Below are 14,846 nucleotides of genomic sequence, written 5' to 3'. Positions count from 1 at the left end.
TGCAGGGGGGACCCTGTGGGAGAGTAGGACGCCGCCGAACTAATTGTAGGGAGAACCCCCGTACCGGGAAATCGGTACGGGGGTTTTCTGCGTTCAGGATCTTTTCTTGGGGCCTCTCGAATCGAGAGGCCCCTTTTTTTGTGCCCGCTTACAGCCGTCCCGCCGCCTTGAGTGCCAGATACGCATCCGCGAGGGCAGGCGCCAGGTTGTCCGGAACCGCGTCGACGACGGTTACTCCGTGGCGCTGGAGTTGTTCGGCCGTGCGATGACGTTCCGTCTGGGCCTGGGCCGCGGCTGCCGCCTCGTACACCGCCTCGACGCTTCCCCGAGCCGTAGCCATGTGCGCGATGTGTGGGTCGGCCACTGAGGCCACGAGGACTGTGTGGCGGTGGGTGAGACCGGAGAGTACGGGGAGCAGGCCCTCTTCGATGGGGGCCGCGTCGAGGCTGGTCAGCAGCACGATCAGGGAGCGGCGAGGGGCCGTACGGAGGGCCGTGGCGGTGAGGCCGCGGGCGTCCGTTTCGACGAGCTCCGGATCCAGAGTCGCCATCGCGTTGACCAGGGAAGGGAGGACGTCGCCGGCTGAGCGGCCCTGGACCAGGGCGCGTACTCGGCGGTCGTACGCGAGGAGGTCCACGCGGTCGCCGGCCCGGGAGGCCAGGGCGGCCAGGAGGAGTGCCGCGTCCATGGAGGCGTCCAGACGCGGGGCGTCGCCCACGCGACCGGCCGAGGTTCGGCCCGTGTCGAGGACCAGAAGGATGTGGCGGTCGCGCTCGGGACGCCAGGTGCGTACGGCGACCTTGGTCTGGCGGGCCGTGGCGCGCCAGTCGATGGAGCGGGTGTCGTCACCGGGGACGTACTCGCGCAGGCTGTCGAATTCCGTGCCCTCGCCGCGGGTCAGGACGCTGGTGCGGCCGTCGAGTTCGCGTAGGCGGGCCAGTTTGGAGGGGAGGTGCTTGCGGCTGGTGAAGGGTGGCAGGACTCGTACCGTCCAGGGCACCTGGTGGCTGCCTTGGCGGGAGAAGAGACCGAGGGGGCCGTACGAGCGGATGGTGACGCGGTCCGCCTGGCGGTCGCCTCGGCGGGTGGGGCGCAGGCGGGTGGTGAGGCGTCGACGTTCGCCGGCGGGGACCGTCAGGCGGTGGCGGGAGGCGGCCACCTCGGTGCCCGGCTCCCAGCTGCTGGGAGGCCAGGCGTCACGGAGGCGGGCGCGCAGGAGGCGGCCGGAGGGATTGGTGACGGTCAGGGTGACATCGGCGGTCTGGCCGAGGCGTACAGAAGTGTCGCCGGAGCGAGCCAGGCCGAGGCGGCGCACGGGTGCGGCCAGGGCGGCGTCGCAGGCGCAGGCCAAGGCCAGAGGAGCGTTCACGGCGAGGATGCCCGTCCAACTGGGCTCCCAGATGCCGACGGGGAGTGTGCCGAGGGCCGCCAGCAGGGCGGCGCGTCCGGTGAGTGCCATCAGCGGGGGACGGGGACGTGGGCGAGGATCGCGTTGATGACCGAGTCGGCTGTCACGCCCTCCATCTCGGCCTCGGGGCGGAGCTGGATGCGGTGGCGGAGGGTGGGCAGGGCCAGGGCCTTCACGTCGTCGGGGATGACGTAGTCGCGGCCGGTCAGCCAGGCCCAGGCACGGGCGGTGGCGAGGAGGGCGGTCGCACCGCGCGGGGAGACGCCGAGGGTGAGGGACGGCGATTCGCGGGTGGCGCGGCAGATGTCGACGACGTAGCCGGTGATTTCGGGGGACACCGATGTCTTGGCCACGGCGGCGCGGGCGGCTTCCAGGTCGGCCGGGCCCGCCACGGGGCGTACGCCGGCGGCGCGCAGGTCGCGCGGGTTGAAGCCCTCGGCGTGGCGGGTGAGGACGTCGATCTCGTCCTGACGGGACGGCAGAGGGATCGTCAGTTTCAGGAGGAAGCGGTCCAGTTGGGCTTCGGGCAGAGGATACGTTCCCTCGTACTCGACCGGGTTCTGGGTCGCGGCGACCAGGAAGGGTTCCGGGAGCGGGCGGGGTGTGCCGTCGACCGTGACTTGACGCTCCTCCATCGCTTCGAGGAGGGACGACTGGGTCTTGGGCGGGGTGCGGTTGATCTCGTCGGCCAGCAGGAGGTTCGTGAAGACCGGGCCGGGCTGGAACGAGAACTCGGCGGTGCGGGCGTCGTAGACGAGTGAGCCGGTGATGTCGCTCGGCATCAGGTCGGGAGTGAACTGGACGCGCTTGGTGTCGAGTTCGAGCGCAGATGCGAGCGCGCGGACGAGCAACGTTTTGGCGACTCCGGGGACTCCTTCTAGTAGAACGTGTCCGCGGCAGAGGAGGGCGACGACGAGGCCGGTCACGGCGGGGTCCTGGCCGACCACGGCTTTGGCGATCTCGGCGCGCAGGGCTTCCAGGGAGGAGCGGGCGGTGCCCGGATCCCCGGCGTACCCGGCGTTGTCAGTGGTCGGGGCCATCATGAACGGCGTACCTCTCTTTCGAGGGCGTCGAGTTGGTCGGCGAGGGAGATGAGGGCCGCGTCGTCGCTGGGCGGCGGGCCGAAGAGGAGGGTGTGCAGGGCCTGTCCATCGCTGTCGAGACGGGCGGACAGGGCGGGGAGCAGTGCCTCGGGCGCGTGCGCCTGAGCGGGGGATACGCCGACGAGGGGGGCGAGTCGGGTGCGTGTGGTGGAGCGCAGAGCGGCGGCCGCGCGGTCGCGGGCGTTGGCCTTGCGGTAGAGGCGTGCGCGGCCTTCGACGGTTTCGGAGGCGCGGATCGCGACGGGGAGGCGTTCGGGTACGAGGGGGCCGAGTCGGCGTGCCCGCCACAGGGCGGCCAGGCCTGCCGCGATGAAGAGCTGAAGAGTGCCCCAGAGCCAGCCCGAGGGGAGCAGGTCGAGGAAGGTCTTTTGGCCCGCGTCGGTGGCCGAGGTGTCGGAGAGGGAGGGGAGGTACCAGACCAAGTGGGGGCGGGAACCGAGCAGTTGGAGGGCGAGCGAGGCGTTGCCCTGCTTGTCGAGACGGTTGTTGTAGAGGATGTCGGGGGCGCCGATGACGACGGTGTCGCCGTTCCCGGTGGCCGCCGGGATGCGGAGCAGGGTGGGCAGGCCGTCGCTGGGGTAGCAGACGTCGGCGCCGGGGTCGGCGGTGCTGTAGCGGATGCCGCCGGTGTCGGCGCCGCCCGCGCGGCGGGCGGCGGGCAGGTCGCAGTCGGGGGCGAGCGTCGAGTGGAAGCTGATCGCGGGATCGGCGGTGACTCCGGGGGCGAGGGTGCCGAGGGAGGGCGAGTCGGGGGCGATCAGGATCGTGCGGCCGCCGGAGTTCTTGGTCGCCGCGCGGAAGCCGGCCTGCTGATGGTCGGTCAGCAGGTCCGGGGCGGCGACGAGGAGAGTGGTGTCGGCGCCGGCCGCGGCGCGGGCCTCGTCCAGGGTGGTGACCACGCGCGTGGAGACCCCGCGGTCGCCGAGGAGTTCGGCGGTGGCGCGGCTGCCGTAGGGGTCGGCGGAGCGTGGGTCGAGGCGGCCGTGCTGGGCGCCGGAGCGGATCGCGGCGATCGCGACGGCGGCCGCGAGCAGGATCACGACGGCGAGGACGATGCCTCGAGTGCGGGTCCACACCTGGCGGACGGTGGGCGAGGCCGAGGTGGACGTGAGGGTGGCCTCGGTCATGAGGCGGCCCCCTGGCGGCTGTTGTGGTCCGTGCTCTGGGCGCTGCTGGTGAGTACGGGTTTGGTGCGCTCGAGGTCGCGGTCGAGTTCGGTGAGGCGGTGGTATGTGTCGGAGCCCGCGGACCGGCCCCCGTATGTGACCTCGTCGAAGTCCCGGGCGGCGGCGCGCAGTCGGTCCGAGTGGGAGGGCAGTGTGCGGCCCGCTTCGGCGGCGGCCTCGTCCGCGGTGCGGCCGGGGCGTGGGTCGAGCAGGGCGCGTTCCTCGAGGGAGCGCACGACGGCGCGCATGCGTTCCTGCACGGCTTGGTTCCAGTGGCCCTGGGCGGCGTGCGCTTCGGCGGCCGCGCGGTGTTCGGCGGCGCTGCGGGGGCGATCGTCGAAGAGTGCGGCGGAGGAGGTGGGGGTGCGGTGCGGGGTGCCGAGGCGCCACCAGAGGGCGGCCACGACCGCCAGCACCGCCACCACGATGACGACAAGTCCGAGCGTGCCGCCGGGAGTCGCCGTGGAGGCGGCGCTGAACAGTTTGTCGACCCAGTCCCAGAAGGCGTTCAGAGCGCGTTGCACCGGGCTGGGGTCGTTCTCGTGGTACATCCGTTTGGACAGTTCGCGCTTGGCCGCCTCCCGCGCGGGGTCGCGCGGGATCGTCACCGGTGGTTCGTCGTCGCGCGGCAGCGCGAGTACGGCCGTGGCGCCGGTGCGTGTCAGTGCCAGTACCGCTGTGAGAACTCCCCCCGCCGGACTCACCGCATCAGCTCCCCGGAGTGGTGCCGGGGGTGCTGGAGCCGTAGTCCTGGACACCGGCGGCGCGTGCCAGGTCGAGGTCGAGGGCCTCGCGGCGGATGCGCTGGTCGATGTAGAGGAGCACGGTGACGCCCGCGGAGATCGGGAAGGTGATCATGGAGCCGATCACCGAACCGATTCCGCTGACGATGAGGAACGTCCAGCCGGGGCTGCCGCCGCTGCCAAGGAAACCGGCGACGCCGTCGCCGCTCAGGGCGGAGGCGATGAGCGCGAAGGGGATCACGATGATCGACGCCACGATGTTGGCGATGATCGTGGCGAGCAGCTGGATGCCGAAGACTCGCCACCAGGAACCGCGGACGAGCTTCGCGGAGCGGCTCATCGACTTCAGGACGCCCTGCTTCTCCAGCATCAGGGCGGGCGAGGCGAGCGAGAAGCGGATCATCAGCCAGAGGGCGACGACGCCCGCGCCGAGCCCGCCGAGGACCGCGAGTGCGGCGCCCGCGCTGCTCGAGCCGGCGACGGCGATGAGCAGGCCGGGAAGAGTGCCGACGGTGATGATCGCGACGGCGATGAGCGGCAGCAGGAAGGTCAGGGCGAACAGTTTCGGCAGCCGGGGTCTGGCGTCGCGCCAGGCCTCGGCGGTGGTCACCGACTTGCCGAGCACCGCGCGGCTGGTCACGGAGGTGAGCAGGGCCGTGGCGACGATGGTGCCGAGCAGGCCGATGAGCACGACGACGCCGGAGCTCAGCAGGGTGTCGCCCAGGGCGCGGCTCAGCTCGCCGGCTGTGGCGCTCGGGTCGTTGAGGACGTCCGTGCTCGCGCTGTCGTCCAGGACCAGGCCCTGGAGCAGGATGACCGCGATCTGTGTGACGACGGCGACGGTGAGCGAGATGCCCAGGACGGTGCGCCAGTAGGTCCGCATCGTGGAGACCGCGCCGTCGAGGATCTCGCCGACGCCGAGCGGGCGCAGGGGGATCACGCCGGGCTTGGCGGCGGGCGGTGGCCCGCCCCAGTTGCCGCCCCAGCCACCGGGGCCTCCTGGGCCTCCGTAGCCACGGCCGGGGCCTCCCCAGCCGCCGTAGCCGCCGCCCTGGCCTCCGTAGCCGCCCGCGCCCGGGGGCTGCTGGCCACCCCAGCCGGGGCCGGGGGGCGGTGGCGGCGGGGCCTGGCCGGGGCCCTCTGGGCTGGGAGCGGACCACTGGCCGGGCGGGGGCTGCTCCTTGGACCACTTCGAGGGCGGCTCAGGCTGGTTCGTGCCACCTTGGTCCGCGGGCTGCTCCGGGGGCTCGGCGGCGCCGGAGTTGTCCGGCTCCTGCCCGTCGGAGGGGGCAGATCCGGGCGAGGCCCAGCCCGGAGTGTCTTTCATCGTCGCTCCTTCACGGTGCCCGTCCGCGGTCGCGGCGGCAGGTTGGCAGCCATCGTGCCACGGTGTGCCCGGCATGGGACCGGCCCCCGTATGGGGTGGACACCTTCAATTGTCCGCCTGCTACGGGGCAGACTGGGCGGATGGCTGATCAGTACGCGCAATTCCGCGAGGGCGACGGGCTACTGGAGATACCGGCGATCCGCTGGGACGAGCCGCCCGAAGGGCCGGTGCTGGTCCTTCTCGACCAGACACGGTTGCCGGCCGAGGAAGTCGAGCTGGTGTGCACGGACGCTCCCGCGCTGGTGGAGGCGATCCGCACGCTGGCCGTGCGAGGGGCGCCGTTGCTGGGTATCGCCGGGGCATACGGAGTCGCGCTCGCCGCCGTGCGCGGCTTCGACGTGGACGATGCCGCCCGGGCGCTGGCGGGCGCGCGGCCCACCGCGGTGAACCTCGCTGTCGGTGTGCGCCGGGCGCAGACGGCGTATCGTGCCGCGCTCTCCGGCGGCGGTGATCAGCGGCGGGCCGCCGGGGCGGCGCTGGAGGCGGCGCGGGCGCTGCACCGGGAGGATGCCGCGGCCAGTGCTCGGATGGCCGAGCACGGGTTGGCGCTGCTCGACGAGCTGCTGCCGGGTGGCGGGCACCGGATTCTGACGCATTGCAACACCGGGGCGCTGGTGTCCGGCGGGGAGGGGACGGCCTTCGCCGTGGCCCTCGCGGCGCATCGGGCGGGGCAGCTGCGGAGGCTGTGGGTGGACGAAACGCGTCCGTTGCTGCAAGGTGCTCGCCTGACGGCTTACGAGGCGGCGCGCAACGGAATGGCGTACACCTTGCTCACGGACAACGCGGCGGGATCACTGTTCGCGGCGGGGGAGGTGGACGCGGTGCTCATCGGGGCCGATCGGATCGCTGCCGACGGTTCGGTGGCGAACAAGGTGGGGAGCTATCCGCTCGCGGTGCTGGCCCGGTATCACCATGTGCCTTTCATCGTGGTGGCGCCGGTGACGACGGTGGACCCGGACACCCCGGATGGAGCATCCATCGAGGTCGAGCAGCGTCCCGGTCATGAAGTGACCGAGGTCACAGCACCTCAGGTGCCGGTGGCGGGAGTGGAAGCGGGAGGCGGGATACCGGTGGCACCCCTGGGGACCCAGGCGTACAACCCGGCGTTCGATGTGACGCCCCCCGAGTTGGTGACGGCGATCGTGACCGAAGAGGGCGCTGTGTCGCCCGTGACAGCAGAGGCACTCGCTGAGCTGTGTGACAGGTCACGCCAGGTAACGATTTAGTTAATGGGATGATGTCGTTTATGAAGGGACGAGTCCTTGTCGTCGATGACGACACCGCACTGGCCGAGATGCTCGGCATTGTGTTGCGTGGTGAAGGTTTTGAGCCGTCTTTCGTAGCCGACGGCGACAAGGCGCTGGCCGCTTTCCGTGAGACCAAGCCTGATCTGGTGCTCCTGGACCTGATGCTTCCCGGCCGGGACGGTATCGAGGTGTGCCGCCTGATCAGGGCGGAGTCCGGGGTGCCGATCGTGATGCTCACCGCGAAGAGCGACACCGTCGATGTCGTGGTCGGCCTCGAGTCCGGCGCCGACGACTACATCGTGAAGCCGTTCAAGCCAAAGGAACTGGTGGCGCGGATCAGGGCGCGGCTGCGTCGTTCCGAGGAACCGGCGCCCGAGCAGCTGGCCATCGGCGATCTTGTGATCGATGTGGCCGGTCACTCTGTGAAGCGGGACGGGCAGTCGATCGCCCTGACGCCGCTGGAGTTCGATCTGCTCGTAGCACTGGCCCGCAAGCCGTGGCAGGTGTTCACGCGGGAGGTTCTCCTCGAGCAGGTGTGGGGCTACCGGCATGCGGCGGACACCCGACTGGTCAACGTCCATGTCCAGCGGCTGCGCTCCAAGGTCGAGAAGGACCCGGAGCGGCCGGAGATCGTGGTGACCGTCCGTGGTGTCGGTTACAAGGCCGGACCGAGCTGACATGTCCCGGGACAGTGCCGCTTCGGCGCCCGGTGAGTCGGGGGTCCGTTCGGGGCGGCCTGTCGGCCGGAAGGTGACGGGCTCCCGTTGGGGACGTGTATTGGAGGGCGGGCTGCTGCAGGGCGGAGTCCAGGGCAGCCCGGTCCTTCGGTTGTTCATGCGCTGGGTGCGCCGTCCGTTGCTGCCCGTGATGCGGCTGTGGCGGCGCAACATCCAGCTCAAGATCGTCGTCACGACGCTGCTGATGTCGCTGGGTGTCGTGCTGCTGCTCGGCTTCGTGGTCATCGGGCAGGTGCGCAACGGTCTGCTGGACGCCAAGGTCAAGGCCTCGCAGAGCCAGGCCACGGGTGGCTTCTCGGTGGCCAAGCAGAAGGCGGACGCGGCCGCCACGGCCAATGGCGACGACGGTTCGAGTGCGGACGGCCGTCCGTCCAAGAACGTCAGCCAGTGGATGAACGACCTCGTCGTCTCCCTTTCCAGCGGCGGCCAGGGCGCCTTCGACGTGGTGACGCTCAGCTCCACCGTGGCCGGCAACGGCGGGGCCGGGCGGGGTCCGCGTTCCTCGGGTGACGTCGATCCGACCGTGAGCATCCCGGAGGACCTGCGCGCCCGCGTCGACAGCAACACGATGGCGGCCCAGAGCTACACCAGGGTCGTCTACAAGGATGGCAAGGAGTCGCAGGCCGCGCTGGTCATCGGCAAGCAGGTACTCGACCCCAACGGAGACGCGTACCAGCTCTACTACCTCTTCCCGCTGACGCAGGAGGAGAAGTCGCTGAGCCTGGTCAAGGGGACGCTCGCGACGGCCGGACTGTTCGTCGTGGTGCTTCTGGGAGCCATCGCCTGGCTCGTGGTGCGCCAGGTCGTCACTCCGGTGCGGATGGCGGCCGGGATCGCCGAGCGGCTCTCCGCCGGGCGCCTGCAGGAACGGATGAAGGTCACCGGCGAGGACGACATCGCGCGGCTCGGCGAGGCCTTCAACAAGATGGCGCAGAACCTTCAGCTGAAGATCCAGCAGCTGGAGGACCTGTCGCGGATGCAGCGACGGTTCGTGTCCGACGTGTCGCACGAGCTGCGTACGCCGCTCACGACCGTCCGGATGGCGGCCGACGTCATCCACGACGCGCGCGTGGACTTCGATCCGGTGACTGCTCGGTCGGCCGAGCTGCTCGCCGATCAGCTGGACCGGTTCGAGACGCTGCTCGCGGACCTGCTGGAGATCAGCCGGTTCGACGCGGGTGCGGCGGCGCTGGAGGCCGAGGCGATAGACCTCCGGGAAGTCGTACGGCGTGTCGTCAGCGGTGCTGAGCCGCTCGCCGAGCGCAAGGGCTCGCAGATACGTGTCGTCGGCGACCAGCAGCCGGTGGTCGCCGAGGCGGATGCCCGGCGGGTGGAGCGGGTGCTGCGCAATCTCGTCGTCAACGCCGTGGAGCACGGCGACGGCAAGGAAGTGGTGGTCAAGCTCGCCACGGCGGGCGGGGCGGTCGCCATCGCGGTGCGTGACTACGGCGTCGGCCTCAAGCCCGGAGAGGCGACCCGGGTCTTCAGCCGCTTCTGGCGTGCCGATCCGGCACGCGCGCGTACCACCGGCGGCACGGGCCTCGGGCTGTCCATCGCCCTGGAGGACGCCCGGCTGCACGGCGGCTGGCTGCAGGCGTGGGGTGAGCCGGGCGGCGGTTCGCAGTTCCGGCTGACGCTGCCGCGTACCGCGGACGAGCCGCTGCGGGGGTCTCCGATACCCCTGGAGCCCATGGACTCGCGGCGTAATCGTGGACTTAATGACGCGGGACTGCCCTCCGGCGGCGGCGACAAGCTCGCCACGGTGCCGATGCAGGCCGCGGGTGGGAAGGCGGCGCCGCCCATGCAGCGGACGTCCGTGGTGCCGCGACTGGCCGGGGCGTCGCCCACGGCCGATCCGACGGCGCTGCCGGGCAACGGCGCGCGTGTGGTGCCGAGGCCCGCCGGGGCCGTGCGGCGGCCGGACGACATGCCCGCCGCGGGTGGGGAACGGAGCGTTCAGGAGCGTGGCCGGGACGGCGGCGGGCCTGAAGAACTCGGACAAACAGAGCCCGAGGAACTCGGGCAAGGGGAGGCATTTCGTGGTCGCTGACCGCGAGGGGAGCGGCCGTCGGCGTCCCGCGCGCGTGGGGGTGTACATCGGCTGCGGCGCACTGCTGCTGACCGGGTGCGCCTCGATGCCGGACAGCGGGGATCTGCGCGGGGTCGAGTCCACGCCGAGGCAGGACTCGCAGGTCCGCGTCTTCGCGCTGCCGCCCCGCGAGGACGCCCCGCCGGCGGAGATCGTGCAGGGCTTCCTGGAGGCACTGACCAGTGACGACGCGCAGTACGAGACGGCGCGCAAGTATCTGACGGCGAGCGCCCGCAAAACGTGGGATCCGTACCGCTCGACGACCGTCCTCGCGGACGGGCCCAACCCCGAGTCGGAGCACTCGGGCACCAGGGAGGGCGACGGCTCGTACACGCTCTCCGGCAGCAAGGTCGCCACGGTGGACGAGCAGCACGCGTATGCGCCGGACGCCGGTTCGTACCGGACGACGGTGCACCTCACGCTGCAGAAGGACACCAAGCAGTGGCGCATCGACGCGCTGCCGCAGGGCGTGGTGATGGGCAACTCCGACTTCCAGCGCAACTACGTGTCCGTCAACAAGTACTACTTCGCCTCGAATGTGACCTCCGGGTCGGGCGGACCGCTGGGGACCGTCGCCGATCCCGTCTATGTGCGGAACAAGGTGGACCCGATGACGGAGATGGTCCGGTCGCTCCTGAAGGGGCCCACGCGCTGGCTGGATCCGGTGGTGACGTCGAGCTTCCCCTCCGACACGGAGCTGAAGAAGGGCGTCACGTCGCTGTCGCCCGACGACCGCAACAGGGTGACGGTCCCGCTGAACAAGAGGGCCGACCGGGTCGGCGAGACCCAGTGCAACAAGATGGCGACCCAACTCCTCTTCACGCTCCAGGATCTGACGCCCACGGGCGTCGACGAGGTGGAGCTGCAGCGGTCGAACGGTTCGCAGTTGTGCGTGGTCACCGAGAGCCGGGCGGAGACCGTCGCTTCGCACGGCACGGCCAGGCACCCTGAGTACGAGTACTTCATCGATGCCAAGCAGCGGCTCGTACGGCTGCCCAGCGGCAACAGTGACAAGCAGCCCGAGCCGGTACCCGGTGCGCTGGGAGTGGGCGACAAGAAGCTGCGGTCGGCCGCGGTGTCGCGGAGCGAGGAGAGCGCGGCCGGCGTGTCGGCCGACGGGAGTTCGCTGTACGTCGGATCGCTGGTGTCGGGCGCCTCGCTGGGGGACGCGGTGCTGCACAGCCAGGGGGCGAAGGCGGACGACCGGCTGACGACGCCCAGTTGGGACGGACAGGGCGACCTGTGGGTGGCCGACCGCGATCCGAAGAACCCGCGACTGCTCCTGCTGGAGAAGGGCGCGGGTACTCCGCTGGCGGTCACCGCGCCGGGCATCGACGGCCGTGTCCAGGCGGTGCGGGTGGCCGCCGACGGGGTGCGGATCGCGCTGATCGTGCAGAAGGACGGCAAGAGCTCGCTGCAGATCGGGCGCATCCAGCGTGACACCGAGACCGGCGGACGGCCTCTCGTCTCGATCCTCGAGCTGCGCTCCGCGGCGCCGCAGCTGGAGGAGGTCACCGCCATGTCGTGGGCCGGGGACAGCCGCCTCGTCGTCGTCGGGCGCGAGTCCGGCGGGGTGCAGCAGATGCGCTACGTCCAGGTCGACGGCTCCACTCCGGTGGGCACCGCACCCTCCGCGCTGACGGGGGTGAAGGAGGTCGCCGCGTCCGAGGACGAACGGCTGCCGCTGGTGGCGCACTCGGAGGAGGACGGGATCGTGCGGCTGTCGTCCGGGGAGCAGTGGCAGAAGATCGTCAAGGACGGCACGGCGCCGGTGTATCCCGGGTAGCGGCTTCTTTCTTCTGGGTACGGACTTGCCGGGCCTCCCTTTTCGGGCAGGCCCGGCTGCCGTACGGGGGTGGATCTGGCCGTCGTACGGGGTGGACCTCGCCGTCTTATGGGGTGGACCTGGCCGCCATTGCGCGTCGGGTCCACCGGACGGGTGATGGCCGTGGAGTTGTCCACAGGCGGTTGTCCACAGGGGTGGCCGGTCGGCCCGCGGGTTGGCACAGTGGTGGGCATGCGGGGGTGGTGGCAGGACCTCACCGATCTGGTGCTGCCGGCCGAGTGCGGAGGCTGCGGAAGGCCTCGCACGGTGCTCTGCCCGGAGTGCCGTGCCGCCCTGAGCGGGGCCGCACCGCGCCGGGTGCGACCGGATCCGGAGCCGCCCGGGCTGCCGGTCGTGCACGCGGCGGCCCCATACGAGGACGAGGTGCGCGCGACGCTCCTCGCCCACAAGGAACGGGGGGCACTGACACTTGCGAGACCTTTGGGGACGGCCCTGGCGGGGGCTGTACGGGCAGGACTGGGGCACCTGCGCCTCCCGGTCCCGGAGGGGCTGCCCACGGCCTGGGACGGGCGCCTGAGGGGCGGCAACGGACAACTGAGGCCCGGGGGTGGTCAGGCGCGCGCGCCGCTCTCCGGCACAGGTTCTCTGCTTCTTGTTCCCCTGCCGTCCTCGCGGCAGGCGGTGCGGGCGCGCGGCCATGATCCGGCGCGGCGGATCGCGCTCGCGGCGGCGGGGGAGCTGCGGCGCACGGGGACACCGGCCCGGGTGCTGGCCGTGCTGCGGCAGCGGCGCGCCGTGGCCGACCAGGCGGGGCTCAACTCGCGGCAGCGACTGGACAATCTCGCGGGCGCCCTGGAGGTGGCAGCCGGAGGTGCCCGGCTGTTGGCGGGCGGGGGCCGGGTCGTGCTCGTGGACGACCTGATGACGACGGGCGCCTCGATGACGGAGGCGGCCCGTGCCGTACGGGCGGCGGTGGCGGAGATCGATCCATACCTGGACATCGATGCATGCGTCGCGGAAGCGGGGGAAGCAACGGGGGCACGGATGACCGAGGCAACGACAGCGGATACCGATCGGACACAAGGAGCCCGGGGAATGGTGGGTGTGAGCGGAGTCGACGACATGATCTGCGCGGCTGTGGTCGCGGCCTCGCCGGACTCCTTCGAAATAAACCGGAACTGACCGGGAACTTCCATCGTTGCAGGTAATGAGCAGGTCAATTCACCTGAACGGAGGTACGCCGCAGTAGAGGGTGACGACATCCGTCCAGGCGAGATATGTTCGGTTGTGAGGCAATGGCGCAGGCCGTACCTCGCCCATCCGAATGTCGTGCTGCGGGTTTCTGAATCACCCGTAGCGATGGGGTGTAGATCTTGCCCATGGGGGAGGAGGAGGTGAAAGTCACCAAGTCCGAGGTTCCGGCACTCACCGGGGCCTGGTGCAAAAGGGAGACGCTCCGCCAGTGCAGCGGAGCAATCCGGGAACGGAGTTCTGCGTGGACATCGTCGTCAAGGGCCGCAAGACCGAGGTGCCCGAGCGGTTCCGCAAGCACGTGGCCGAGAAGCTGAAGCTGGAGAAGATCCAGAAGCTCGATGGCAAGGTGATCAGCCTCGACGTGGAGGTGTCCAAGGAGCCCAACCCTCGGCAGGCCGACCGTTGCGACCGAGTGGAGATCACGCTCCACTCCCGCGGTCCGGTGATCCGGGCGGAGGCGGCGGCAAGTGACCCGTACGCGGCACTCGACCTGGCGGCGGACAAACTCGAGGCCCGTCTGCGCAAGCAGCACGACAAGCGCTACACCCGCCGCGGCAACGGCCGGCTCTCGGCCGCGGAGGTCGCCGACCACGTCCCCGGCGCCGCGACGCTCAACGGGAACGGGACCGTCGTCCACGAGGACGACACGGACAGCGTGCCGACGAAGAAGATCGGCTCGCTCGAGGTCATGGGCGAAGGCCCCCTCATCGTTCGCGAGAAGACCCACGTGGCCGCCCCGATGACGCTCGACCAGGCGCTCTACGAGATGGAGCTGGTCGGGCACGACTTCTATCTCTTCGTCGACTCCGAGACGAAGGAACCCAGTGTCGTCTACCGGCGGCACGCGTACGACTACGGCGTCATCCACCTCAGCACGGACCCCATGGTCACCCAGGCCGGACCGGACGCGCCGGGCGGTGCGCTCGGCGGCTGACCCGCCCCGATGACGGCTGAGCCGGTGCCCCTGGAGCGCGCGTGCGCCCCCAGGGGCACCGGTGTGCGACCACTTCGCGACCCGCTCTGTCACCCCACTGTCGTCCGGGCATGGAATCATGGCCGAACCGGCCCCAATTGGTGGGTCGTTGCCTCGGATCGGCGATGGCACAGGAACGCAGGCCACGGCCTTCAGGGGGAGGAACGATGGCGGACAGCTTCGGACCGATGCGTGACGGGGATGCCGACGGCGGCGTCGTCGGCATAGGCCCGGACGCGGGCTCTTCACGCAAGGAGCCCATTCGGGTCCTCGTCGTGGACGACCATGCCCTCTTCCGCCGCGGCCTGGAGATCGTGCTCGCGGCCGAGGAGGACATCCAGGTCGTCGGCGAGGCGGGTGACGGGGCCGAGGCGGTCGACAAGGCGGCGGACCTGCTTCCCGACATCGTGCTGATGGACGTACGTATGCCGAAGCGGGGCGGCATTGAGGCGTGCACCTCCATCAAGGAGGTGGCTCCGAGCGCGAAGATCATCATGCTGACGATCAGCGACGAGGAAGCCGATCTCTACGACGCGATCAAGGCGGGCGCCACCGGTTATCTCCTCAAGGAGATCTCCACGGACGAGGTGGCCACGGCCATTCGCGCGGTCGCGGACGGACAGTCGCAGATCAGCCCGTCGATGGCGTCGAAACTTCTCACCGAGTTCAAGTCCATGATTCAGCGAACGGACGAGCGCCGACTCGTGCCCGCGCCGCGGCTCACGGATCGCGAGCTGGAGGTTCTCAAGCTCGTCGCGACCGGGATGAACAACCGGGATATCGCCAAGGAGTTGTTCATCTCCGAGAACACCGTGAAGAACCATGTACGCAACATCCTGGAGAAGCTGCAACTGCACTCCAGGATGGAAGCGGTGGTCTACGCGATGCGGGAGAAGATCCTTGAGATCCGGTGAGTCTGCGTAAGGCTGGTCGGGTCGGCCTCGGGTCGGCCG

Annotated in this window: 12 protein-coding genes; 7 read left to right on the top strand and 5 right to left on the bottom strand. The window is 70.5% G+C overall.

What is annotated here, in order from left to right:
* Positions 1-148 precede the first annotated feature (148 nt).
* The 5 genes from ACZ7M3_RS23700 to ACZ7M3_RS23680 are packed head-to-tail and all read right to left on the bottom strand — an operon-like array spanning position 149 to position 5,747.
* The gene (locus ACZ7M3_RS23700; protein WP_472065590.1) at positions 149-1,459 is read right to left on the bottom strand and encodes a DUF58 domain-containing protein; all 1,311 of its coding nucleotides are present in this window, start codon (positions 1,457-1,459) and stop codon (positions 149-151) included.
* Complete coding sequence (locus ACZ7M3_RS23695; protein WP_096240259.1) at positions 1,459-2,448, bottom strand: AAA family ATPase; 990 nt, start codon at positions 2,446-2,448, stop codon at positions 1,459-1,461. Before ACZ7M3_RS23695 ends, ACZ7M3_RS23700 begins: the two co-directional genes overlap by 1 nt.
* Positions 2,448-3,638 carry a DUF4350 domain-containing protein gene (locus ACZ7M3_RS23690; RefSeq protein WP_472065589.1) on the bottom strand — a complete coding sequence of 397 codons (1,191 nt, stop codon included), beginning with the start codon at positions 3,636-3,638 and terminating at the stop codon, positions 2,448-2,450. Before ACZ7M3_RS23690 ends, ACZ7M3_RS23695 begins: the two co-directional genes overlap by 1 nt.
* Positions 3,635-4,381: a DUF4129 domain-containing protein gene (locus tag ACZ7M3_RS23685; RefSeq protein ID WP_472065588.1), complete on the bottom strand. Its 747-nt coding sequence runs from the start codon at positions 4,379-4,381 to the stop codon at positions 3,635-3,637. Before ACZ7M3_RS23685 ends, ACZ7M3_RS23690 begins: the two co-directional genes overlap by 4 nt.
* A 4-nt stretch (positions 4,382-4,385) precedes the next feature.
* Complete coding sequence (locus ACZ7M3_RS23680; protein ID WP_472065587.1) at positions 4,386-5,747, bottom strand: DUF7847 domain-containing protein; 1,362 nt, start codon at positions 5,745-5,747, stop codon at positions 4,386-4,388.
* A gap of 140 nt (positions 5,748-5,887) precedes the next feature.
* On the opposite strand from ACZ7M3_RS23680, the gene mtnA reads away from it, so the two are divergent.
* The 7 genes from mtnA to ACZ7M3_RS23645 all read left to right on the top strand — a co-directional run bounded on the left by mtnA (position 5,888) and on the right by ACZ7M3_RS23645 (position 14,807).
* On the top strand, positions 5,888-7,033 hold the full coding sequence (mtnA, locus tag ACZ7M3_RS23675) for an S-methyl-5-thioribose-1-phosphate isomerase (protein WP_097225685.1): 1,146 nt from the start codon (positions 5,888-5,890) through the stop codon (positions 7,031-7,033).
* Positions 7,034-7,041: 8 nt separating this feature from the next.
* Positions 7,042-7,731, top strand: coding sequence for a two-component system response regulator MtrA (gene mtrA / locus ACZ7M3_RS23670; protein WP_015659998.1), 690 nt, complete (start codon positions 7,042-7,044; stop codon positions 7,729-7,731).
* A gap of 1 nt (position 7,732) precedes the next feature.
* On the top strand, positions 7,733-9,841 hold the full coding sequence (mtrB, locus tag ACZ7M3_RS23665; protein ID WP_472065586.1) for an MtrAB system histidine kinase MtrB: 2,109 nt from the start codon (positions 7,733-7,735) through the stop codon (positions 9,839-9,841).
* A complete protein-coding gene (locus tag ACZ7M3_RS23660) occupies positions 9,831-11,666 on the top strand; it encodes an LpqB family beta-propeller domain-containing protein (RefSeq protein WP_472065585.1) in 1,836 nt (611 codons plus the stop codon). Before mtrB ends, ACZ7M3_RS23660 begins: the two co-directional genes overlap by 11 nt.
* A 231-nt stretch (positions 11,667-11,897) precedes the next feature.
* On the top strand, positions 11,898-12,848 hold the full coding sequence (locus ACZ7M3_RS23655) for a ComF family protein (protein ID WP_472065584.1): 951 nt from the start codon (positions 11,898-11,900) through the stop codon (positions 12,846-12,848).
* A 313-nt stretch (positions 12,849-13,161) separates the two neighbouring features.
* A complete protein-coding gene (gene hpf / locus ACZ7M3_RS23650; protein WP_373306561.1) occupies positions 13,162-13,854 on the top strand; it encodes a ribosome hibernation-promoting factor, HPF/YfiA family in 693 nt (230 codons plus the stop codon).
* Positions 13,855-14,060: 206 nt separating this feature from the next.
* Positions 14,061-14,807: a response regulator gene (locus ACZ7M3_RS23645; RefSeq protein WP_095854312.1), complete on the top strand. Its 747-nt coding sequence runs from the start codon at positions 14,061-14,063 to the stop codon at positions 14,805-14,807.
* Positions 14,808-14,846 lie beyond the last annotated feature (39 nt).

The sequence above is a fragment of the Streptomyces sp. NPDC111656 genome (genome assembly GCF_055656965.1).
The sequence above is the reverse complement of the archived record's forward strand: the minus strand, read 5'-3'. Positions and strand labels throughout refer to the sequence as shown.

Coding starts and splice junctions, on each gene's coding strand:
- ACZ7M3_RS23695 (WP_096240259.1), bottom strand. CDS start 2,448: ATGGCCCCGACCACTGACAACGCCGGGTACGCCGGGGATCCGGGCACC.
- mtrB (WP_472065586.1), top strand. CDS start 7,733: ATGTCCCGGGACAGTGCCGCTTCGGCGCCCGGTGAGTCGGGGGTCCGT.
- ACZ7M3_RS23645 (WP_095854312.1), top strand. CDS start 14,061: ATGGCGGACAGCTTCGGACCGATGCGTGACGGGGATGCCGACGGCGGC.
- ACZ7M3_RS23690 (WP_472065589.1), bottom strand. CDS start 3,638: ATGACCGAGGCCACCCTCACGTCCACCTCGGCCTCGCCCACCGTCCGC.
- ACZ7M3_RS23700 (WP_472065590.1), bottom strand. CDS start 1,459: ATGGCACTCACCGGACGCGCCGCCCTGCTGGCGGCCCTCGGCACACTC.
- mtnA (WP_097225685.1), top strand. CDS start 5,888: ATGGCTGATCAGTACGCGCAATTCCGCGAGGGCGACGGGCTACTGGAG.
- ACZ7M3_RS23655 (WP_472065584.1), top strand. CDS start 11,898: ATGCGGGGGTGGTGGCAGGACCTCACCGATCTGGTGCTGCCGGCCGAG.
- ACZ7M3_RS23680 (WP_472065587.1), bottom strand. CDS start 5,747: ATGAAAGACACTCCGGGCTGGGCCTCGCCCGGATCTGCCCCCTCCGAC.
- mtrA (WP_015659998.1), top strand. CDS start 7,042: ATGATGTCGTTTATGAAGGGACGAGTCCTTGTCGTCGATGACGACACC.